Raw genomic sequence first — 20,190 nt, forward strand, 5'->3', positions numbered from 1 at the left:
CGTTTTCGCCTTGTCTCGTCTTAGCTCGCGAGATCGTAAACACGTTCTCAAGAAGCCCGCAACTGACGGTGCGCCGCCTCCGCCAACCGCCCCAATTCATCCCGCGCCAAGCCGGCCGACAAGGCATAGGCGAAGCGGCCGTCCCACCAATAAAACACATTCACCGGCCCCTGGCTGGCGAAGCGGAAGCCGGCGTCGCGGCGCGGCTCGGCGGTGGTGGCTACGTACAAGGTCATGCGCTGACCCGCGGCGTTGTGGTACATGAATTGGGCCACCGGCCCCTGCTCTCCCGGCAACAGCCGGCCGCCGATCAACTCATACCCTTGCGCGCTCAGCAGCGGCGGCTTCACCCGGCTTTGCAGGCGCTTGGACAGCCAGGCCACCAACTGGTCCTGATGCTCGGCGTCGATTTCCACCGGCCGTTTCACGTCCGGGCTGTACACCACATGCGCCATCGCCGCCAAGCTGGGCAGGCGCTCCTGGCTGTCCGCCGCGGCCACCCACTGCGCAGCCGGCGCTTGCTGCTGACCACGCAGCAACCAGCCGCCGCCGCCGCCCAGCGCCAGCATCAAAAGGGACGCGGCCGCGCCCTGCCACCATGGCACGCTCCACCCTCGCCGCAGCGGGGCCGGCGGCGGCAGCGCGGCGGCCAGCAGGCGCGGCGGGACGGGCTCTCGCAAGACCGGCTCGAACAAGGCGCCGATGTCGTCTTGCAAGCGACGGTAAGCCCGCAGCCGCTCCCGCGCCTCTGGATGATTTTCCAAATAGGCCTCCACCGCGGCGCGCCGCTCAAGCGGCAAGGCGTCGTCCAGATAAGCCTGCAATTCCTGTTCCGTGACCGTTTCCATCATGTTCCTCCCCCGGCAGCCGGCGCGGCGCCCGCCTCCATCAAACTGCGCAAGCGTTCGCGCCCGCGGCTTAGCCGCGACATCACCGTGCCCAACGGAATGTCCAGCGCCGTGGCGATTTGCTGATAGCTCATGTCCTCTAGCGCCAACAACAGCAGGACGGCGCGTTGCTCCTCCGGCAGCCGGGCCAGATTGGCCGCCAGTTCGCGCAGCGCCAGGCCGCGCTCCTGCGGCGCGTCCACCGTCAGCTCGGCCATGTCCTCCGCCAGCGGCTGCCGCCTGGCGCCGTAACGGCGGAAGTCGTCGATGTGCAGCCGGTGCATGATGCCGAACAGCCAGGGGCGTAAATCGCGGTCGTCCCGCCATTGCCGCCACTTGCGCCAGGCTTGCTCCAGCGTGTCCTGCACCAGATCGTCCGCCGCGCCCTGGTCAAACACCAGGGCGCGGGCATAGCGCCGCAAGCGCGGAATGCTGTCCACCAGCAAGCGGTGGAAGCGCTGTTGGGCAGCCTCGCTCATCCAGCAGCCGGGGCCAGTACCCGGACAATGGCCTTGCGCGTCAAATCCACCTCCGCAATGCCCAGGTCTTCGTTCAACACCCAGGCCTTGGCGCTGGCGCGGCTGAAGCTGATGGCCTGGCGCGGCCCGCTGAAGCCCGTGATTTCGCCCACCGCCTTGAACGCCGGCAAGGACACCACAGTGAGCGAGTTGCTCTTGAGATTGCCGGAATACAGGAAGCGCCCATCCGGCCGCAAGGCGGCGCCGTAAGGCTCCTGCCCCACTTTCACCGTCTTGATCACGGTGCGGCTGGGCACATCCACCCAGGACAGCGTATCCGCGCCGCTATTGGCGGCGAACAGGCTGCGGCCATCGCCGCTGACGGAGATGGCGCGCAGCTTGTCGAAGCCGCCCACCTCGGCGCGGGCCTCCAGCTTGGCCGCGTCCACCAGGGTGATTTTGTCGCCCAGGAAGTTGGTGACGAACACGGTGCCGCCATCCGGCGATACCTTGATGCCCTGGCGCGGCTGAGCGAAACCGGTCAGCACTTTTTCCACCCTCCATTGCGGCAGATTGACCACGGTCAGACTGCCGGCGGCCTGATTATTGACGTAGAGCCGGCTGCCGTCCCGGTTCAGCGCGGTGCCGAACGCCCCCGGCCCTATCGCCAGGCTGGCTTCCCGCGTCCAACTGCCCGCATGCCAGCGCTCCACCACGCCCTTGCTGCTGTCCGAGACGTAGAAGCGCTCCCCGTCCGGGGAAAACACGATATTGCGCGGCGTGACGAAGCCCGGCAGCTCGCGCAACAGCTTGCCGGCGCGCAAGTCATAGGCCAGCAGCGTGCCGCGGGAGCTGTTGCCGGCCAGCGCCAGCGTTTCCGCCGGGTTGACCGCCAGCGTGTTGTTGCGAATTTGAGGATCGAAAGCCGCCGGCTCCTGCGCCCAGGCCAAGGGCATCGACAGCGCCGCCAACAGCAGCGCGGCCCGCGAGTTAACGCGCCACATGCCACACCTCCTTAAAGCCGTCGCCCGCGCGCTCACCCGGCTTGCCGTCCTTGGCGAAGCGGTACAGGGGCTTGCCCTGATACGCCCACTGCGCCTGGCCGTCGTTGCGGCGGATCTGGCTGAAACCCGCCGGCGCGCTGTCGTCGGCCGCCGCCAGCAAAGGCGGCCACAGCGCCGCGCAAGCCTGATTGCACACGCTGCGGCCGCTGCCGGCCGCGTCCTTGTCGAAGACGTACAGCGTCATGCCTTGCGCGTCCACCAACGCGCCGTCGCGCATCGACGCCGCCTCGCCCGCCAACGCTCCCGCACTCAGCGCCATCAGCGCCACCGCCATCCATGTTTTCATCGCAAATCCCTCCCGTTGTAGAACACGCTGCGGCTTCCGGCCCTAATCTCAAGGCCCCGCGCCGCGGCGTTCCGTCTTGACGAAACCGCCGACCATTCGGCGTTCAGTACGGGGTATACGGATGAGCTGCGCAGTTTATTCCCGCCGCGCTGTATTTTTTTGACAGAGCATAAAAAACCGCCGGGAGACCGGCGGTTCTTAGCTGAGGCAAACGCGGATTTAGGCCGGCGCCATCCCCACCCATCCCTGCGGAATCGACTCCAACAGCTTCCGGGTATAGCTCTGCCGCGGCTCGCGGTAGATCTGGTCCGCGTCCGCCTGCTCCACCACTTCGCCCTTATTCATCACCATCACTTGGTCCGAGATGTGTTTCACCACCGCCAGGTCGTGCGAGATGAACAGATAGGACAGGCCGTATTCGTCCTGCAGGTCTTGCAACAGGTTCAGCACTTGCGCCTGCACCGACACGTCCAGCGCCGATACCGATTCGTCGCAGATCAGCACTTCCGGCTTCAAGGTCAGGCAGCGCGCGATGGCGATGCGCTGACGCTGGCCGCCGGAGAATTCGTGCGGGTATTTCTGCAGCGCCCCGGCCGGCATCCCCACCTTGTCCAGCAGTTCCTGCGCCAGCTTGCGCCGTTCGCCGCCGTCGCGGCCGATGCCGTGCAGCTGCATCGGTTCGCTCAGGATCTGCTCCACGGTGAAGCGCGGGTTCAGCGAGGCGTAGGGGTTCTGGAAGATGATCTGGATGCGCCGCTTGTAGGCGTGGAAGGCCTTGGCGTCCATGCCCAGCAGGTCCTGGCCGTGGAACAGCGCCTGGCCGCCGCTGGCCTGATGCAACCGCACCAGGGTCAGGCCGACGGTGGTCTTGCCGGAGCCGGACTCGCCGACGATGCCCAGGGTTTTGCCCTTGGCCAGTTTGAAGGACACGTCCTTGACGGCATGGAACTGACGTTTGCCGAACAGGCCTTCGCGCACGTCGAAGGATTTGCTGAGCCCGCGCACGTCCAGGATGATCTCGTCGTCCGCCTGGTAGCCGCGCTCGCGCTGCGGCGGCTCCACATAGCCGCCCGGTTGCAGGAAGTCGTCGATCACCGCCAGCCGCTGCGGCCGCCGGTCCAGGTGCGGCCGGCAGGCCAGCAGCGCCTTGGTGTAGGCGTCCTGCGGCGCGTCGAAGATTTGCTGCACGCTGCCCTGCTCGCGGATTTCGCCGTGGCGCATCACGATGACTTCGTCGGCGAACTCGCCCACCACGCCCAGGTCGTGGGTGATGAACAGCACCGCCATGTCGTGCTTCTTCTGCAGGTCCGCGATCAGTTGCAGGATCTGCTTCTGGATGGTCACGTCCAGCGCGGTGGTGGGTTCGTCGGCAATCAGCAGCTTGGGTTCGCAGGCGATGGCCATCGCGATCATCACCCGTTGCTGCTGGCCGCCGGACAGCTGGTGCGGGTAGCTGTCCACCTTGCTTTCCGGTTCCGACAGGCCCACTTCGCGCAACAGTTCGATCGCGCGCCGGCGCGCGGCGCGGCGGCCCAGCTTGGCGTGCAGCATCAGGGCTTCCATGATCTGCTCGCCCACGCTGAACACCGGGTTCAGCGAGCTCATCGGCTCCTGGAAGATCATCGCGATGTCCTTGCCGCGCAGCGCGCGCATCTCGGCGCCGCCGGCCTTGAGCAGATCGCGCCCTTGCAGCAGGATCTGGCTGTCCGGGGCGATGTGCGCGTGCTGCGGCGACAGCAGCCGCATGATGGCCATCGAGGTCACCGATTTGCCGGAGCCGGATTCGCCCACCAGCGCTACGGTGCGCTTGGCCGGGATATCGAAGCTGACGCCCTTGAGCGCCTGGAATTCGCCGCCGTTCTCCTGGCGGAACGCCACTTTGAGGTTACGCACCGACAGCAGGGTCTGGTTTTGGGTCATGGTCTGTTCTCCCCCACTCACTTCGCCGCCGCACGCGGGTCCAGCGCGTCGCGCAGCGCATCCACCAACAGGCTGAAGGCGGTGACCAGCAGCGACATGGACAAGGTAACCGCCAGCATTTGCCACCAATAGCCCTGGATCAGCTCGGTGGGCGCTTCCGCCAGCATGGAGCCCAGGCTGACCTGGCGCACGCCCACGCCGAAGCCGAGGAAGGACAAGATGGCTTCGTACTTGATCAGCGCCACGGTGAGCAAGGAAAACTGCACCAGCAACAGGTGGGAGATATTGGGCAGGATGTGGACGAACATTTTGCGGGCGTTGCCGGCGCCGATGGCGTCCGCCGCCTGCACATATTCGCGGCCCTTGAGCTTCAGGTATTCCGCGCGCACCAGGCGGAAGGTGCCGGTCCAGCTGGTCAGCGCCATCACCGCGACGATGGTGGTGATGCCGCGGCCTGAGACGGCGGCGAAGGATAGCAACAGCAGCATGTCCGGCACCGAGGTGAACACGCTGTAGAACCAGCCCAGCGCGTCATCCACCCGGCCGCCGAAGTAGCCTGCCGCCGCGCCCAGCGCGCAGCCCACCAGCAAGGCCGCCACCGCGCCGAACACGCCGACGAAGATGGAGGTGGACGTGCCTTTCAGCGTTTTCTCTATCACGTCGCGGCCGCGCAGATCGGCGCCGAAGGGCAGCGTGGCGCGCTTGGCCGGCGCGGCCTGCGCGTATTCGCCCACATGCTGCCGCGCCTGTTGCAGCTCCTGGCCTATCGGGTCTTCTTCCGGCGTCATGGTGACGATGGCGGCGGACGCCTGGGCGGGCTTGGCCGGCTCCGGCGGCAGCACGTCGTCGGCGGAGGCCTGCACCCAGCTGGGCGGCGCGTAAGGCACAGCGATTTCGTCGGTCCAGCCGCCGCCCACCAGATTGAACCAGCCGCCGACGGCCAGCAGCAGGTAGGCAGCCACGATCCACAGCGACACAAAGCCCACTTTCTTGCGTTTCAGCCTTTGCCAGCCCAGCGCCCACAAGCCGCGCGAGGGGGCGGCCGGCGCTGCGCCGGCGGTATTGTGCAATGTCGTCATCTCCAGCCCTCTCTCACTTGAGCTGCACGCGCGGGTCGATCAGCTTGTAGACCAGATCGCCCAGCAGATTGAACACCATGGTGGCGATGGCGATATAGATGGTGATGGCCTTGATCACCGGGAAATCGCTCTTGTTCACCGCCATCACCACTTCATTGCCCATGCCGGGAATGCCGAAGAAGCTTTCCAGCACCAGCGCGCCGATCAACATATAAGGCAGCGACATCATCACGCTGGTCACCACCGGGATCAGCGCGTTGCGCAGCACATGCTTGAGCATCACCGCGCGTTCGGACAGACCCTTGGCGCGCGCGGTGCGCACGTAGTCCTGGCCGATTTCCTCGACGAAGAAGCTGCGGTAGAAACGGATGTCCGGCCCCAGCGACACCATCAGGCCCATCAGCAGCGGCAGCGGCACGTAGACGAAGAGGTTGACCCAGAAGGAATCCCCCCAGCCGCGCACCGGGAACCAGCCCATTTTGAAGGCCAGGAAATACTGGCCGGCGATGATGTAGACCAGCGCGCTGACCGACATGGCCACGGTGCAGGCGATGGTGACGATGTGGTCGGTCAGGCCGCCGCGGAAATAGGCGACCAGCGCCGCCAGCGGGATGGCGATCAGCAGGTCCACCACCAGCATGGCGCCGGTCAGCGTCAGCGAGGGGCCGACGCGGCTGCCTATGATGTCGGCCACCGGCTGCTGGGTGGACCAGGAGGTGCCGAAGTCCAGCGTCAGCACCTGTTTGACGAAGATCCAGAACTGCTGCGGCAAGCTCTGATCCAGGCCCAGCTGGGCGCGGATATTGGCCAGCACGTCCGGCGTCAGGTGCTTGCCGGCCAGCACCAGCGACGGATCGCCGCCCACCAGGGTGAACAGGGTGAAAACCAGCAGCATGACGCCAAACAGGGTTGGGATCATCTGCAGGATGCGACGGATGATAAAAGCGGACATATTGTTCTCCTCGCCTGCCGCTTACTTCTGCACGTCCAGGAAACGCCAGATGTAGTTGTAGTTGGGATGCAGCTTGGCGCCGCGCACCCAGGGCTGGATCAGCGTGTTGCGGAAACGGATGTCGCTGAAAGCCCAGGGGGTGTCCGCCATCACGATCTTATTCATCGCGTCGTACAGCCGGTTGCGCTCCGGCCCGTCTTCCAGATTGCGAGACTGCTCGTACAGCCGGTCGTAGCGCGCGGACTGGTAGCAGGCGTAGTTGACGCCGCCGGTATTGGGGCCGTACAGCAGCTGAACGAAGTTTTCGCCGTCCGGGAAGTCCGCGCTCCAGGCCGCCCCGTTCATGCCGAACTTGCACTCGCGCTGCGCCTTGATCTGTTCGTTCCACTGCATCACGCGGAAGTCCACGCGCACCTTGATCAGATCAAAGGCCTTTTGCCAGTACTCGTTCCATTGCTTGTCTATGGCGGTGGGGCCGGTCAGGAAGTCCACCACCAGCGGCCCGCCGTTCGGCTGGCGACGATAGCCGTCCGCGCCCTTCTTGTAGCCGAAGCGGTCCAGCAAGGCGTTGGCCAGCGCCGGGTTGTAGGGGAAGGCGCCGCGGAAATCCGGGTTGTGGCCGGCCACATTGGGCGGCACCACGTACTGGACCTTGACCGCCTGGTTGCGGCGGATGTCGCGTATGGTTTCATCGGTATTGAAGGCCATGGTGATGGCGCGGCGCAGCGCGATCTTGTCCTTGCCGTAGCCGCCCACCACCGGGTCTTTCATGCCGAAGGCGTAGAAGGTGATTTCCTCGTCCAGGCTGCGCAGCAAGCGGACGCCCTGGCGTTGGAGGTCCGGCTTCAGTTCGGCCCGCCACGGGTTGCTCGGGTCCATGCGCAGCAGTTGCCGGATCAAGGGTTGGGGGATGCCGACCAGGTCCAGCTCCGCGCTCTTGAACGCCAGCCAGGTGGGCTGTTCCTCCTGGATCACCGACACTTCGATGCGGCCGATCTGCGGATAGCTCTTGCCGTTCATCTCGCGGGCGACGCGCTGGTCTTCCGGGTCGCCGCCCGGCTGGTAGTTGAAGGTCTGCTTGCGGAAATTGGGGTTGGCCACCAGCGAGATATGAGTGCCGGGCTGCCATTTGGCCAGCATATAGGGGCCGGTGCCCACCGGGTGGGCGTTGGTGTTGCTGCCGTAGGCTTCCACCGCCTCGCGCGCCTGGCCTTGGACGAAGGGCGCGGCCAGGATGTATTTCAACGCCGGATACGGCTGGGTCAGCTTCAGTTGCAGGGTGTAGCGATCCAGCGCGCGCACGCCGGCCACCGGCGCGTCGTAGTTGATCTTGCCGCCGGCGGGCTTGGCCCAGGCGTCCAGGCCGACGAATTTGCCGGCCACCAGATCGCTCATCGGCGAGGCCACCGCCGGATCAATCAGGCGCTTGAAGGCGTACACGTAGTCTTCCGCCGTCAGTTCGCGCTTCTTGCCCTTGAAGGCCGGATCCGGCGCGAAGTACACGCCTTTTTTCAGGGTGAAGGTATAGGTTTTGGCGTCGGCGCTGACCGTGGGCATGGCGGTAGCCACATTGGGCACCACCTTGACCGGCCGCGCCAGGTAGTCGAAGGTCAGCAGCGGGTCGAAGATGTGTTCGATGATGGCGCCGGAATAGATGTCCGAGGTTTTGGACGGGTCGAAACCGGTCTCCGGCGCGTTGAAGGCCACATGCAGCACCTTGTTCATGTCCGCGGCCTGCGCCGACATCCCTCCCCACGCCATCAGCGCCAGCAGCGCGCATCGCTTCAGGCTCATGATTTTCTCCTTTGTTGTCGCTCCGGCCTGGCGTCTTGCGCCGGCCGATTATTATGTCGCCGTTCTAGCGGCTCTTAAGAACGTGTTTACGATCTCGCGAGCTAAGGCGAGACAAGGCGAAAACGAGCGAAAAAGCGGAATGTACACGTGGTACATGAGCATTTTGAGCTCGGTTTCAACGCCCATTTCTATCCATCCCGCCGACGCGCAGCAGATCGTAAACAGGTTCTTAACACTCATGAACAAGGTGCGCCGGCCCTGCTTGTTGACAAGCGACGCCGGCGACGCCATCGTAAAAGTCTCCGTTCAAACACCACCCAAGGCGGCCGTTTTATCCACCCGCCTCCCACTTTTCAAGGAGCGCATCATGAAAACAAGGCTAGCGCTGACCCTGCTGGCGGCCAGCCTGCTGACCGGTTGCGCCACCCAGGCGGGTTACGCGCAAAAGGTCTATGGCTGGCAAGGCCGCGACGTCAACGAGATGCTGGCGCAATGGGGCGCGCCCACCAGCCAACTGACCATGCCCAACGGCAATCAGCTCTACACCTACCGCAGCGCCTACAGTCAGGAAATGCCTTATCAGGGCGGCTTCTACAACTACCCGTGGGGCTTTAGCGGCGGCGGTTCGGTGTATTACCGCTGTACCACCAACTTCGTCGCCGACCCCAAAACCCACACCATTCTGTCGGTGAGCTTTGAGGGCAATGATTGCGTGGCGCCCCCTAAAAATTAAACACCGTCCTCGCCAAAAGAAAGAGCCTGCGCAAACGCAGGCTCTCTTCGTTTCAATGTTCGGCCGCCGGCTGGTGCGCCGGCTTGCCGCCCAATAGGCGGCGCACCCGGCTGCGCAGGCCGTCCAGATAGGTGTAGACCACCGGCACCACAATCAGGGTCAGCACCGTGGAGGTCAGCAAGCCGCCGATGATGGCGTGCGCCATCGGCCGGTTGCTTTCCGAACCGTCGCCGGTGCCCAGGGCCAAAGGCAGCATGCCGAAGATCATCGCCAGGCTGGTCATCATGATGGGCCTCAAGCGCACGCGGCCGGCCTCCACGATGGCCTGGTTGCGCTCCATCCCTTCGCGCCGCGCCTGGTTGACGAAGTCCACCAGCAGAATGCCGTTCTTGGCCGCCAGGCCCATCAACATGATGATGCCGATCACCGAGAACATGTTCAGCGTGGAGCCGAACACATAAAGCGAACAGAACACGCCGACGAAAGCCAGCGGCAAAGCCATCATGATGGTGACCGGCAGCGTGAAGCTGCGGAACTGCGCGGCCAGGATCAGATAGATGAAGATCACCCCCAAGGCCAAGGCCTGCACCGCGTAGCCCAGCGATTCCTGCATATCCTTTTGCTGGCCGCCCTGCACCAGCATCACCCCCGGCGGCAGCTTCAGCCCTTCCACCAGCTGATGCACCTCGGCGGAGACGGTGCCGGCGTCGCGGCCTTCGATATTGGCCAGGATGGTGATCTCTCGCATCATGTTGACGCGCTTGATCTGGCGCGGGCTGATGCCCTGCCGGGTTTCTATCAAGGAAGACAGCGGAATCATATTGGCCGCGCCGTTGGCGTCCGGCCGCCCGGCCACGGTCAGCGCGTCCAACAGTTCCTGGCGGCGCTCGGACTTGGGCACCCGCAGCTTGACGTCGTAGTTTTCGCCGTCCGGCGCTTCCCAGGTGGTGACCGCGTTGCCGGCCAGCAGGATGGACAAGGTCTTGCCCACGCGGGCCAGGTCCACGCCCAAGCTGGTGGCGGCGTCGCGCTTGAGCACCAGGTTCAGCGCCGGATCGCCTTCGCTGAGGTTGGATTCAATATCGCGCACGCCGTGGATCTTGCCCAGCCGGCGCATCAGGTCTTCGGACACCGCCGTCAGTTCGCGCAGATCGCTGCCGCGCAAGCCCACTTTGACCGGCTTGCCCTGCTGCTGCTCGTTGGCCACCGATTTGATGGTGACGCCGGCCACCGGCAGCACTCGCGCGCGCGCGTCGGCTATCACCTGGCCCAGCGTGCGCTGGCGGCTGTTCTTGTCGCCGATGTCCACCGTCACCGAGCCGTCGTTCTTGCCGGCGCCAAAGTTGCCTTCGCCCACATTCATCGAGATCGATTTGATTTCGGGAATGCCCTTCACCGCCGCCGCCAGTTCATGGCCCTTGGTGGCGGTGTATTCCAAGGCCGAGCCGGGCGCGGTCTGGTAGCTGATGGTGAATTTACCGCTGTCTCGCTCCGGAATGAACTCGCCGCCGATGCCGGGCACCAGCGCGAAGCTGGCGACGGTCAGCAGCAAGGCCGTGCCCAGCACGGTCTTGCGGTGGCCCAGCGCCCAGCGGATCACGCCGACGTAGCGCTCCGCCAGCCGGTCCAGCGAGCTTTCGAAGGCGTCCAGCATTCGCCCCAGCGGACCGCGGTGCTTGTCGCCGTGGTGGTGCGGGTCGTGCCAGATGGAGGACAGCATCGGGTCCAGCGTGAAGCTGACCAGCATCGATATCAGCACCGCCACCGCCACGGTCAGGCCGAACTGGTGGAAGAACTTGCCGATGATGCCGCCCATGAAGCCCACCGGCAGGAACACCGCCACCACAGTCAGCGTGGTGGCCAGCACCGCCAGGCCGATTTCATTGGTGCCGTCCAGCGCCGCCTGGTAGTGGCTCTTGCCCAGGCCGGCGTGGCGGACGATGTTTTCGCGCACCACGATGGCGTCGTCGATCAACAGGCCGATGGACAGCGACAAGGCCAGCAGGGTCAGCATGTTCAGGGTGAAGCCGAACATCTGGATGGCGAACAGGGTGCCGATCAGCGACACCGGCAGAGTCAGGCCGGTGATCACCGTGCTGCGCCAGCTGCCCAGGAACAGGAAGACGATCAGCACGGTCAGGCCGGCGCCTTCCAGCAGCGTGGACTCCACATTGTGCAGCGATTTTTTCACGTCCTCGGCGGTATCGTAGGTGTAGCGCACCTTGACCCCGGCCGGCATCTGGCTCTTCAGTTCCTCCACCCTGGCCTTGACGCCCTCGGCCACCTCCACCACATTGGCGCCACGCGCGGCGCGCAGGTCCAGCGACACGCCGGGCCGGCCGTCTATCAGCGAGATGCTGGACTGCTCGGCCTCGGTGTCGGCCACGGTGGCGATGTCCTCAAGCCGGATGGGCGCGCCGTTGCGGTAGCCCACCGCCAGCTGCGAGAAGTCCTCGGCCGATTTCAACTTGCCGGCGACGCGAATCGCCCACTCCTTGCTGACCGCCGACACCGAGCCGGCGGGGAAGTCCTGATTGGCTGCGCGCAACGCGTCGGCCACGTCCTGCAAGGACAGGCCGGAGGCTTCCAGCCGCACCGGGTCCACGTCGACGCGGATCTCGCGGCGCACGCCGCCGATCAGCTTGACGTCGCCGACGCCGGCCACCATCTGCAGCCGCTTCTTCAGCACCTTGTCCACCCAGGTGGTCAGTTCGCGCGGCCGGGTCTGGTCCGAGGTCAGCACCAGGGTCAGCATGGGGTTGTCGTTGGGGTCCACCTGGGACACGGTGGGCGCGGAGATCTCGCGCCGGAACTGGCCCTGAATGGCGCCTATCTTGTCCCGCACGTTCTGCACCGCCGACACCGGGTCCACCGACAGCTCGAACTCCACCACCACGGTGGAGTTGCCTTCCATCGAGTAAGAACGGATTTCCTTGATGCCGTTGATGGTGTTGACCGCCTCTTCCACCGGTTTGGAGATTTCGCTTTCCACCACCTCCGGCGAGGCGCCGGGATAGTCGGTGGACACCAGGGCGATGGGGAAGCGGATGTCCGGCATTTCCTCCACCGCCAGCCGCTGCCAGGAAAACAAGCCCAGCACCACCAGCGTCATCATCAGCACGGCGGCGAAATAGGGATTGCGGACACTGATTCGGGTCAGCCACATGCTGCGCCCCTCCGCTTAGAGTTTGCCGCCGGGCAGGGAGACCGGATCGCCGGCCTTCACCCCCACCAGGTCCACGGCGATCACGTGCTCGCCCGGCTTGACGCCGGCCACCGCCGCCAGCCTGTCCGCCTCGGAGCGCAGCAACAGCTCCACCGGCCGCCTCTCCAGCCTGCCCTGGCGCGCCACCAGCACCCAGGGTTGGCCGTCCGGATCGTGGATGGCCGGCAGCGGCAGCACGATCTGGTCGCTGACCTGGCGCAGCACAATGCCGCCCTTGGCGAACTGCCCGGCCTTCAGCTTGTGTTCCGGGTTTTTCACGCGGATGTACAGGGTGAAGCTGCGGGTGCCAGCCACCGCCACCGGGTTGATGCGCACCACTTCGCCTCGCTGAGGCTCGGCCAGGCCGTCCACGCTGAAACCGGCCTGCATGCCGGGCTGAATCTGCGAGATCAGCCGCGCCGGCACGGTGGCGGCGATTTCCAGCACCGATAGATCCGCGATGGCGAACAGCACCGCGTTCTTGCCCGCCACTTCGCCCGGATTGATCTTGCGCTCGTACACCACGCCGTCTATCGGCGCGCGAATCTGGGTGTCCGCCAGCAGCCGGCGCGCCCGCGCCAGTTGGGTGGCCTGAGCCTTGGCCTCGCCCTCCTTCACGCGGTAGTCGCTGTCGAATTCGTCATAGGCGATCTGCGAGATGAAGCCCTTGTGCAGCAGCTCGCGCTGCTTTTCCAGCTTGACCTTGGCCAGGCGCAGCCGCGCCTCGGTATTGGCCACCTGGGCGTTCTGCTCCGCCACCGATTGTGACAGCACTTCGGCGTCCAGCACCGCCAGCACCTGGCCGCGCTTGACCGCCTCGCCCTCGCGCACGCGCACTTCCTTGACCCTGGCCTCCACCTCGGCGGCCACGGTGCCGCTGGTCAAGGCGTTCAGCGATCCGGTGAAGGCTATCGTCGCCGCCAGCACGCGCGGCTTGGCCGCCATCACGTCGGCGGTGGACAACGCCCGCGCCACCGGCGCGGAGGCCGCGGCCTTGCCGGCGGCACCCTCCTTGGGCGGCTCGGACGGTTTGGCGCCGCAAGCCGCCAGCGCCAACGACAAGAGCGGGACTATGACAAATCGTGTGTTCATCTGTGTTGTTCTTTTCTATGGTTGAGCCGCCCGCGACGCGGAGCTCGGACACGCGTGATCGGCCGCCGCGTCAGGCTCGGCGGCCGCGCATCCAGGACGATGAAACGACGCAAGACTCCCCCTTGCGCCGGCGCGGCCGGACCAGGGCCGCTTGGCATCATCCCACAGGCGTCACCGCGGGATATGCCATTGTGTGGTCGTATTGTCTTATTGTTGTGAAGCGTAGGCCGACAAGCCGCAGTCAAGCATTTGGGCGGCCTGACTGCGGCCGCCCGTTATCATGCCACAACACTATCCATTAGACATATGTCATTGCACAAACTGCTCGGATCCCACGATGCCCAGCTTGGTCACCCCCAGACGCTGCGACTCCGCCAGCACCATCGCCACCGGCTCATACCCAGCGTCCTTGTTCGGCTTGATATGAAACTCCGGCTGCGGCGCCCGCGCCGCCGCTTCCGTCAGCTTCTTCTCCAAGGCCTCCCGGTTCGCCAAGCGCTCTCCGTTCCACAAGATCCCGTTGTCCGGCCCAATGTCTATCTGCACCACCACCGGCTTCTCCATCGGCTTCGCCGGACTGCTCACCGGCATGTCCAGCTTCACCGCGTGCGTCTGGATCGGAATCGTGATGATCAGCATGATCAGCAGCACCAGCATCACGTCGATCAGCGGCGTGGTGTTCATTTCCACCATCAGGTCGTCGTCGGACGAGCCTACGTTCATTCCCATCTTCCTGCCCCTTCTAGTTCCGCGGCGGCGGTTCGGTAATAAAAGCGATCTTCACGATCCCCGCCTGCTGCACCGCCAGCACGATCCGGCCTATCGGGCTGTACTTCGCCCCCAGGTCGCCCCGAATGTGCACTTCCGGTTGCGGGTCCTTCTTCGCCTCCTTCACCAGCCGCGCCAGCAGTTCTTCCTGCGTCTTCACCGGCGTGGTGTTCCAGTAGATGGTGTTGCCGGTGTCCACCCCCAGCACGATGTTCTCCGGCTTGGTCTGCGTCGGGATGTTGCTTTCCTTCGGCAAGGCCATCTTCACCGTCTGCGTCACCACCGGCACCGTGATCAGGAAGATGATCAGCAGCACCAGCATCACGTCCACCAGCGGCGTGGTGTTGATCGCGGACATCACCGCGTCTTCGTCGCCCTTGCCGTGGCCTTGGCCGAATCTTGCGTTGCGCCCCTTCATCGTCGCCGCCTCAGCGCGCGTTCAGCAGGCTGGCGTGCAGGCGGCCGGCCACCACTCGCACCATGTCCAGCACCAGCTTGTTGCGACGCACCAGCCAGTTGTATCCCAGCACCGCCGGCACCGCCACGCCCAGGCCGATCGCGGTCATGATCAACGCTTCGCCCACCGGGCCCGCCACTTTGTCGATCGACGCCTGACCCGACATGCCGATCGCCGTCAGCGCGTGGTAGATGCCCCATACCGTGCCGAACAGGCCGACAAACGGCGCGGTGGAGCCGACGGTGGCCACTACCGACAGGCCGTTTTGCATATGGTGACTGGCGGAATCCACCGCGTCGGAGATGGCCATCGACACCCAGGTGTTGAGGTCCACGCGCCCGGCCAGTTCGCCCTTGTGCTCGGCCGCCGCTTCAATGCCGGCTGCCGCCACCGCGCTGAACATGCCTTCGTCGGCCAGTTCGCTGGCGCGCTTTTGCAGTTCCGCGCCGTGCGACGCCAGCAGTTCGCGGCCTTGCTTGAGCAGGCGGCGCTGTTCCAGCAGTTTGACGATGCCCACGTACCAGGTGGCCGCGGACATGATCAGCAGAATGATCAGGGTGCCGCGCGCGACGATGTCGCCTTGCGCCCATAGGGCGTCGATGCCGTACGGGTTGCTGGTCACGTGGGCGGTTTCGGCGGCCAGGGCGTTCAGGCTGCTCAGCAGAGCCACGGCGGTGAAGGCGATGCGGGTGATTTTGCTCATGTTCTGGTTCTCCTAAAGATTGCTTGTTCCGGTCGCGGCGCGCTCGCGCTCATTCGCCGGAATCGAGTTTGAAGCCGAATTCCTGGCTCAACAGGCTGTTGGGTTTGCAGCTGTAGCCTTGCAGCGCGGCGCTGATCGCCGACTGGAAGCCGCTGCGGTAGCGCGGCGGAATGCCGCCGTCGAACGAAATATTGGCGATGTGGCTGAAGCGGCCGTTGTCGCCCACCTGGAAGGCCACGCGCACCACGCCCTGGATCTCGTCCTGCTGCGCCTTGCTCGGGTACTCCGGCGCTTGCAGCTGGCTGCAGTTGGCCTTGGCCGACACCGGGCCCTTGGGCGCTTCCACCGCCGGGGCGGGGGTGGGCGCGGGCTGCGGCGCCGGGTCCGAGGTGGTGGACTGGATGGCGTTGGCCGTGGAGGTGACCGGCGGCGGATTGACCACCGGCGGCACATAGGCCTGCGGCTTGGGCGCGGCGGTGGGCTGCACCACTTTCTCGATCTTGGGCGGAGGGGGCGGCGGAGGCGGCGGCGGTTCGCTGATGACCGCCACTTCCACTTTTTGCTGGATCACTTTGACCACGCCCTGGGCCAGGCCCGACACCAGCGCGTAGATCAACAGTGCATGGAAAACGACCACGCCGACCAAGCCCGCGATGCGGCGCTTGGGCGGGGGACCGCCGATTCCTCTGGCTGTGATGCTCGTCATGTTTGGTACCCGTTATTCAACAACATCCGCATCTTGTAACCTGTTCACCGTCTGCGACGCATCCGGCCTTCTCCGCGGCTTTCGCCGCTTGCGAGGTTTTGAACAGGCTCTTGGACCCGCGCCGTCTTGTGAACGGTCTGGGCGTGGATCACGGACTGGTTGCCACTGTTGCCACATGGCACAAACTGCGTGCCGCTACTCTTCGCTACGACTCCTCAAGCCCGCCCCGCTCCGCTCCGGCCGCCGAAACCAGGTTCGGCCACACCGCGCGGGCCTTGAGCGGGCCCTTGCTGCCGCGGCGCCGGCGGGCTTGACGCCCGCCGGAAACCGCGTTGAATCCCGTTCGCAGCCCCTTGGACCTCACGCGGCGCGCGCGTCTTGCGCCGCGTTCGGCCGCAGGGCTTTGAACAGGTTCGTACGACATCGGCGCATCACATCTTGTAGTTGAACTTGGCGAAATAGGCTCGGCCCACCGGGTCGGTGAAGCGCGGGTCGTAGCCCTGCTGGAAGGTCTTCTGCTGATTGCTGACCGGCGGCTCCTGGTCGAACAGATTGCGCGCGCCCACGGTCAGCGTGAGCTTCTTGTCCCAGACATAGCTGCCGGACAAGTTCCAGGTGGAGTACGGCCGCACGCTGTGCGACGGGTCCTGGTCGGTGTAGCCCGATTTGTAGTCCTGAGCCAACAAGGCGCTCCAGGCCCCTTGAGCCCAGCCCAGGTTCAGGTTGTGCTGCCAGCGGAAGGTGGGCGCGGTGTCGACGAAGACGCCCAGGCTGTTGTGATAAGCCCCGCCCTTCTCTACCTGGTACTGGTACTTGGTCATATAAGTACCGTCCAGACCGATGTTGAAGCTGCCCACCGCGGTGCGCGGCGAAGCCCACGACACTTTGAGATCGATGCCGGAAGCGCTGGTGGTGCCCAGGTTCAGGGTCTGCGACGAGATGTAGTTCAAGTCGTTCTTGGCGTCGCGGCTCATCAGGCCGGCGTACTTGGCGGCGTTGGCCGGATCCAGCAGTACCGCCTCGTCCACCGTGCCTATGGTGTCGTGGATCATGGTCCACCAGAAGTCGGCGCTGGCGGTCAGGTTCTTCACCGGCTCGATCACGATGCCGAAAGACAGGGAGGACGATTTTTCCGGACTCAAACCCTTGTTGCCGCCCGTCATCAGATTGCGCTGCAAGGTGCCGTCGCAGGCCTTGGGGCCGGCGCCGGGCTGGGCCACGCCGTTGGGGCAGTAGGTCGGGTCGTAATAGCCTTGCGCGGAGTTGACCACCTGATTGGGCTGGTTCACATCGTACAGCGACGGCGCGCGGAAGCCGGTGCTGGCCGAACTGCGGAGCATCAGCTGCGGCATGGGCTGGTAACGCAAGGCCACCTTGGGGTTCACCGAACTGCCGAAGTCACTGTAGCGGTCGTAACGCACCGCCAGTTGCGCTTCCAGGTTCTTCACCACCGGAATGTCGGCTTCGGCGAACAAGGCGTTGACGTTGCGCTGGCCGGCCGCGGACTTGGCGGCGTCCAGGCCCAGGCCCACCGCGTCCTGCGACACCTCATAGTTGTAGTCGTGGCTCAGCTTCTCCTTGCGCGCCTCCACGCCGAAGGCCACCGCCATCATGCCGGCCGGCAGCTGCAACACTTCCTTGCTGACCTTGAGGTCGGCGGAATACACCGTGGCCTTGGCGGTGTCGGCGGTGCCGGTGACCGCGACGTTCTTCCAGGCGGCCTGACCAGCGACGGAAGTGTCGGTGGGATCGAAGCTGCCGCTGGTGATGCCGGACTGCAGTTTGCTATTGCTCAGATAGCCGCCCACCACCACGTTCTTGGCGTAGGACTCGGACCAACCCAGACCTGCCTTGTAATCCCAGCCGGCCACCAGACCTTCCAGGTTCAGCATCAAGCGCTGGGCGGTGCCGTCGCCCTCGTTGACGCGGTTGCCCAGCGGGATGGAGCGGCCATACAGCACGTCGCCGTTGGGATAGGTCACGTCGCCCACCGTCAACTGGGTGGGGCCGGGCTGGATGGACGAGGTGTTCTTGTTGCGGGAGATCAGGTACTGCAGGGACAGCTCGTGGTTGTCGCCAATGCGCAGCGCGCCCTTGGCGACGGCGGAGGCCTGCTCGATTTCCGGCTGGATGCCGGCGAACAGCGCGTAGTTCTCCTTGCACATGCCGCCGGAAGACACAGAGTACGGCGGGCTGCACGCCGGATAGCCGATGTTCACCATGGTGCCGTCCGGCTTCTGGATATTCACCGGATAGGCGTAGGTGCTGAGACGGGGTTTCTTGGGAATGGCGAACGAGCGGTCCACCGCGAATACGGGGTTGGCCTTGTGGTAGTTGGCCGCCACGTAGAAGTTGTAGCCGTCCTTGTTCAGATCGCCGATGCCGAAAGAGCCGTTGACCGACTTCTCGTGACCGCCGCCGTGCTTCGGGTCCAGCAGGTCGCCGCCGATGCTGAAACCGGTCAGGCTCTTCTTGGTGATGAAGTTGATCACGCCGCCGATGGCGTCCGTGCCGTAAATCGCCGAGGCGCCGTCGCGCAGCACCTCCACCCGCTCCACCGCGCTGAGCGGAATCGCGTTGAGGTCGACGGCGTAGCCGTCCATAGGCTGATTGGCCAGTCTGCGGCCATCCAGCAAGATCAGCGTGTACTGGCTGCCCAGCCCGCGCAGATTGGCGTAGGACGCGCCGCCGTTGCTGTCGCCCACCGCGGCGCTGGCGCCCTGGGTAGACTGATTGGCCGCCAGGCTGTTGACCACCTGCTCAACGGTGTTGAGGCCTTGCTTGCTCAGGTCTTCGGTTCGGATGATGGTGACGGGGGCGGCCTGCTCCTGCTTGATGGAGCGCTTGATGTTGGAGCCGGTGACTTCCACCCGGTCCAGGGTGGCGCTGTTGTCGTCGGCGTAAGCCAGAGACGCGGCGCCGACACCGAGCATGGCGAGCGCCAGCGCGATTTTCTTCTTGCGACAATTCATGATTCTCCAATCCCTTGTAAGTTCATTTGGCCACTGACCTCGTCGGGTTTATGGCTCTATCGAGAGCATCGTCGTGCTCATTTTTTGATCTGAACCGAAGGCGATCCGAGTGTGCGAATTAATCATGACCAGCGTCAATAAACTTTTCCGCGGCAACCTCCCGCCATCTTCAGAGCGAGTAGGCACTATGTTTGAAGCAATACTTCTTAACGACTCAAAACCATTATTAAACAAGCGTCTAACCGGAAATCGGAATCAATCGCCAGTCAAGACTAAATGCATATTTAGAGCAGTAACCACAAAAAAAAAGCATGCGTAAATCCCATAGTCATGTTGCTTTTTTGCAATTTCGTTAAAACCACCGCAGTGTAAATACTTCTTATTCTTTGTTTTCAATACCTGTTACATGTAAAAACCTTGCACCAGCCATGAGTTATTTGGATGTCGCTATCTAAACCCGGCCCACCCGTCGGGTTGAGCGCAAAAATGCCGAGTTCGACAAGCTACCGCGCCCCGGCCCCCGCATGAGCCAGGCTCATGCAAATCCTTCCGCCGCCCTGCCAGAGCAAGCGGCGCGGCTTAAACGCGGCAGCCGATCCGCCACAGTCCACCCCTGTCCTGATTGCCATTTTCAAAGTTTGTGATTGACCAGCTAAATGATAACGATTATCATTTCTAAAAATTCACCCAGGAGGGATGTCCAATGAATGCCATGCTTGTGGGAGCCGATACCCTCGGCAATATTCCGGATGTGCTGCGCGATTTCGGCATCAACATTCATCGTCACGTCAGCGGCCGCAACAGCTCGCACCAACGCAAGGTGGACCGCCTGCCGGCCGGCACCGACCTCTTGATCCTGTTCACCGATTTTCTCGGGCACAACGTGATGCGCCATTTCCGCGAGCTGGCCTCGGAAAACCAGATCCGCTTCATCGCCTGCCGCCGATCGGTCTGTGCGCTCAAGCAATCGCTCACCGGAGCCGGCCTCAACGACAGCCAATGCGCCGCCTGCCCGCATCAATGCGCGGCGGCCAAGAGCGGCGGCGGCAAGCGCAAGCGCTGAGTTTTTCTTACCACCCTTGAAATTAAAAGCCGGCTTTCGCCGGCTTCTTTT

At 64.4% G+C, this 20,190-nt stretch carries 17 protein-coding genes; 2 read left to right on the top strand and 15 right to left on the bottom strand.

Annotated features, from left to right (window positions below; genetic code table 11):
* Positions 1-47 precede the first annotated feature (47 nt).
* From GYH29_RS14380 to GYH29_RS14415, 8 genes are all read right to left on the bottom strand, one after another.
* Positions 48-851: an anti-sigma factor family protein gene (locus tag GYH29_RS14380; RefSeq protein WP_043594360.1), complete on the bottom strand. Its 804-nt coding sequence runs from the start codon at positions 849-851 to the stop codon at positions 48-50.
* Positions 848-1,366 (bottom strand): RNA polymerase sigma factor, encoded by a 519-nt coding sequence (locus GYH29_RS14385; protein ID WP_052052299.1) that lies wholly within the window; start codon positions 1,364-1,366, stop codon positions 848-850. Before GYH29_RS14385 ends, GYH29_RS14380 begins: the two co-directional genes overlap by 4 nt.
* The gene (locus GYH29_RS14390) at positions 1,363-2,349 is read right to left on the bottom strand and encodes a YncE family protein (RefSeq protein ID WP_174243643.1); all 987 of its coding nucleotides are present in this window, start codon (positions 2,347-2,349) and stop codon (positions 1,363-1,365) included. Before GYH29_RS14390 ends, GYH29_RS14385 begins: the two co-directional genes overlap by 4 nt.
* Positions 2,336-2,695, bottom strand: a complete 360-nt coding sequence (locus GYH29_RS14395; RefSeq protein WP_161524004.1) for a COG4315 family predicted lipoprotein — start codon at positions 2,693-2,695, stop codon at positions 2,336-2,338. Before GYH29_RS14395 ends, GYH29_RS14390 begins: the two co-directional genes overlap by 14 nt.
* A 219-nt stretch (positions 2,696-2,914) precedes the next feature.
* Positions 2,915-4,615: an ABC transporter ATP-binding protein gene (locus GYH29_RS14400; protein ID WP_161524005.1), complete on the bottom strand. Its 1,701-nt coding sequence runs from the start codon at positions 4,613-4,615 to the stop codon at positions 2,915-2,917.
* Between the two features lie 17 nt (positions 4,616-4,632).
* Entirely contained in the window at positions 4,633-5,694 is a 1,062-nt protein-coding gene (locus GYH29_RS14405) for an ABC transporter permease (protein WP_161524006.1), read from the bottom strand.
* A 13-nt stretch (positions 5,695-5,707) separates the two neighbouring features.
* Positions 5,708-6,646, bottom strand: a complete 939-nt coding sequence (locus tag GYH29_RS14410) for an ABC transporter permease (RefSeq protein WP_081576011.1) — start codon at positions 6,644-6,646, stop codon at positions 5,708-5,710.
* 21 nt (positions 6,647-6,667) lie between these two features.
* Entirely contained in the window at positions 6,668-8,440 is a 1,773-nt protein-coding gene (locus GYH29_RS14415) for an ABC transporter substrate-binding protein (protein ID WP_161524007.1), read from the bottom strand.
* 367 nt (positions 8,441-8,807) lie between these two features.
* Here GYH29_RS14415 and GYH29_RS14420 point away from each other — a divergent pair, with 367 nt between their 5' ends.
* The gene (locus GYH29_RS14420) at positions 8,808-9,173 is read left to right on the top strand and encodes a hypothetical protein (protein WP_019103708.1); all 366 of its coding nucleotides are present in this window, start codon (positions 8,808-8,810) and stop codon (positions 9,171-9,173) included.
* A gap of 52 nt (positions 9,174-9,225) precedes the next feature.
* On the opposite strand, the gene GYH29_RS14425 is transcribed toward GYH29_RS14420, so the two are convergent.
* The 7 genes from GYH29_RS14425 to GYH29_RS14455 all read right to left on the bottom strand — a co-directional run bounded on the left by GYH29_RS14425 (position 9,226) and on the right by GYH29_RS14455 (position 19,076).
* Positions 9,226-12,339: an efflux RND transporter permease subunit gene (locus GYH29_RS14425; protein ID WP_043594677.1), complete on the bottom strand. Its 3,114-nt coding sequence runs from the start codon at positions 12,337-12,339 to the stop codon at positions 9,226-9,228.
* A gap of 15 nt (positions 12,340-12,354) precedes the next feature.
* Positions 12,355-13,470 (bottom strand): efflux RND transporter periplasmic adaptor subunit, encoded by a 1,116-nt coding sequence (locus GYH29_RS14430; RefSeq protein ID WP_043594675.1) that lies wholly within the window; start codon positions 13,468-13,470, stop codon positions 12,355-12,357.
* A gap of 309 nt (positions 13,471-13,779) precedes the next feature.
* Positions 13,780-14,199, bottom strand: a complete 420-nt coding sequence (locus GYH29_RS14435) for an ExbD/TolR family protein (protein WP_043592074.1) — start codon at positions 14,197-14,199, stop codon at positions 13,780-13,782.
* A 13-nt stretch (positions 14,200-14,212) separates the two neighbouring features.
* A complete protein-coding gene (locus tag GYH29_RS14440) occupies positions 14,213-14,656 on the bottom strand; it encodes an ExbD/TolR family protein (RefSeq protein WP_043631007.1) in 444 nt (147 codons plus the stop codon).
* A 10-nt stretch (positions 14,657-14,666) separates the two neighbouring features.
* A complete protein-coding gene (locus tag GYH29_RS14445; RefSeq protein ID WP_043594717.1) occupies positions 14,667-15,398 on the bottom strand; it encodes a MotA/TolQ/ExbB proton channel family protein in 732 nt (243 codons plus the stop codon).
* 49 nt (positions 15,399-15,447) lie between these two features.
* The gene (locus tag GYH29_RS14450; protein ID WP_043631835.1) at positions 15,448-16,104 is read right to left on the bottom strand and encodes an energy transducer TonB; all 657 of its coding nucleotides are present in this window, start codon (positions 16,102-16,104) and stop codon (positions 15,448-15,450) included.
* 431 nt (positions 16,105-16,535) lie between these two features.
* Positions 16,536-19,076: a TonB-dependent receptor plug domain-containing protein gene (locus GYH29_RS14455; protein WP_019100425.1), complete on the bottom strand. Its 2,541-nt coding sequence runs from the start codon at positions 19,074-19,076 to the stop codon at positions 16,536-16,538.
* A gap of 703 nt (positions 19,077-19,779) precedes the next feature.
* Between GYH29_RS14455 and GYH29_RS14460 the strand changes: the two genes are divergently transcribed.
* The gene (locus GYH29_RS14460) at positions 19,780-20,139 is read left to right on the top strand and encodes a DUF2325 domain-containing protein (RefSeq protein ID WP_019104007.1); all 360 of its coding nucleotides are present in this window, start codon (positions 19,780-19,782) and stop codon (positions 20,137-20,139) included.
* Positions 20,140-20,190: the final 51 nt, after the last annotated feature.

This window comes from Chromobacterium haemolyticum (assembly GCF_009936155.1).
GTDB lineage: Bacteria > Pseudomonadota > Gammaproteobacteria > Burkholderiales > Chromobacteriaceae > Chromobacterium > Chromobacterium haemolyticum.

Excerpts from the sequence above, each read along its gene's own strand:
- GYH29_RS14380 (WP_043594360.1), bottom strand. The coding sequence starts at position 851 with ATGATGGAAACGGTCACGGAACAGGAATTGCAGGCTTATCTGGACGAC.
- GYH29_RS14385 (WP_052052299.1), bottom strand. The coding sequence starts at position 1,366 with ATGAGCGAGGCTGCCCAACAGCGCTTCCACCGCTTGCTGGTGGACAGC.
- GYH29_RS14390 (WP_174243643.1), bottom strand. The coding sequence starts at position 2,349 with ATGTGGCGCGTTAACTCGCGGGCCGCGCTGCTGTTGGCGGCGCTGTCG.
- GYH29_RS14395 (WP_161524004.1), bottom strand. The coding sequence starts at position 2,695 with ATGAAAACATGGATGGCGGTGGCGCTGATGGCGCTGAGTGCGGGAGCG.
- GYH29_RS14400 (WP_161524005.1), bottom strand. The coding sequence starts at position 4,615 with ATGACCCAAAACCAGACCCTGCTGTCGGTGCGTAACCTCAAAGTGGCG.
- GYH29_RS14405 (WP_161524006.1), bottom strand. The coding sequence starts at position 5,694 with ATGACGACATTGCACAATACCGCCGGCGCAGCGCCGGCCGCCCCCTCG.
- GYH29_RS14410 (WP_081576011.1), bottom strand. The coding sequence starts at position 6,646 with ATGTCCGCTTTTATCATCCGTCGCATCCTGCAGATGATCCCAACCCTG.
- GYH29_RS14415 (WP_161524007.1), bottom strand. The coding sequence starts at position 8,440 with ATGAGCCTGAAGCGATGCGCGCTGCTGGCGCTGATGGCGTGGGGAGGG.
- GYH29_RS14420 (WP_019103708.1), top strand. The coding sequence starts at position 8,808 with ATGAAAACAAGGCTAGCGCTGACCCTGCTGGCGGCCAGCCTGCTGACC.
- GYH29_RS14425 (WP_043594677.1), bottom strand. The coding sequence starts at position 12,339 with ATGTGGCTGACCCGAATCAGTGTCCGCAATCCCTATTTCGCCGCCGTG.
- GYH29_RS14430 (WP_043594675.1), bottom strand. The coding sequence starts at position 13,470 with ATGAACACACGATTTGTCATAGTCCCGCTCTTGTCGTTGGCGCTGGCG.
- GYH29_RS14435 (WP_043592074.1), bottom strand. The coding sequence starts at position 14,199 with ATGGGAATGAACGTAGGCTCGTCCGACGACGACCTGATGGTGGAAATG.
- GYH29_RS14440 (WP_043631007.1), bottom strand. The coding sequence starts at position 14,656 with ATGAAGGGGCGCAACGCAAGATTCGGCCAAGGCCACGGCAAGGGCGAC.
- GYH29_RS14445 (WP_043594717.1), bottom strand. The coding sequence starts at position 15,398 with ATGAGCAAAATCACCCGCATCGCCTTCACCGCCGTGGCTCTGCTGAGC.
- GYH29_RS14450 (WP_043631835.1), bottom strand. The coding sequence starts at position 16,104 with ATGACGAGCATCACAGCCAGAGGAATCGGCGGTCCCCCGCCCAAGCGC.
- GYH29_RS14455 (WP_019100425.1), bottom strand. The coding sequence starts at position 19,076 with ATGAATTGTCGCAAGAAGAAAATCGCGCTGGCGCTCGCCATGCTCGGT.
- GYH29_RS14460 (WP_019104007.1), top strand. The coding sequence starts at position 19,780 with ATGAATGCCATGCTTGTGGGAGCCGATACCCTCGGCAATATTCCGGAT.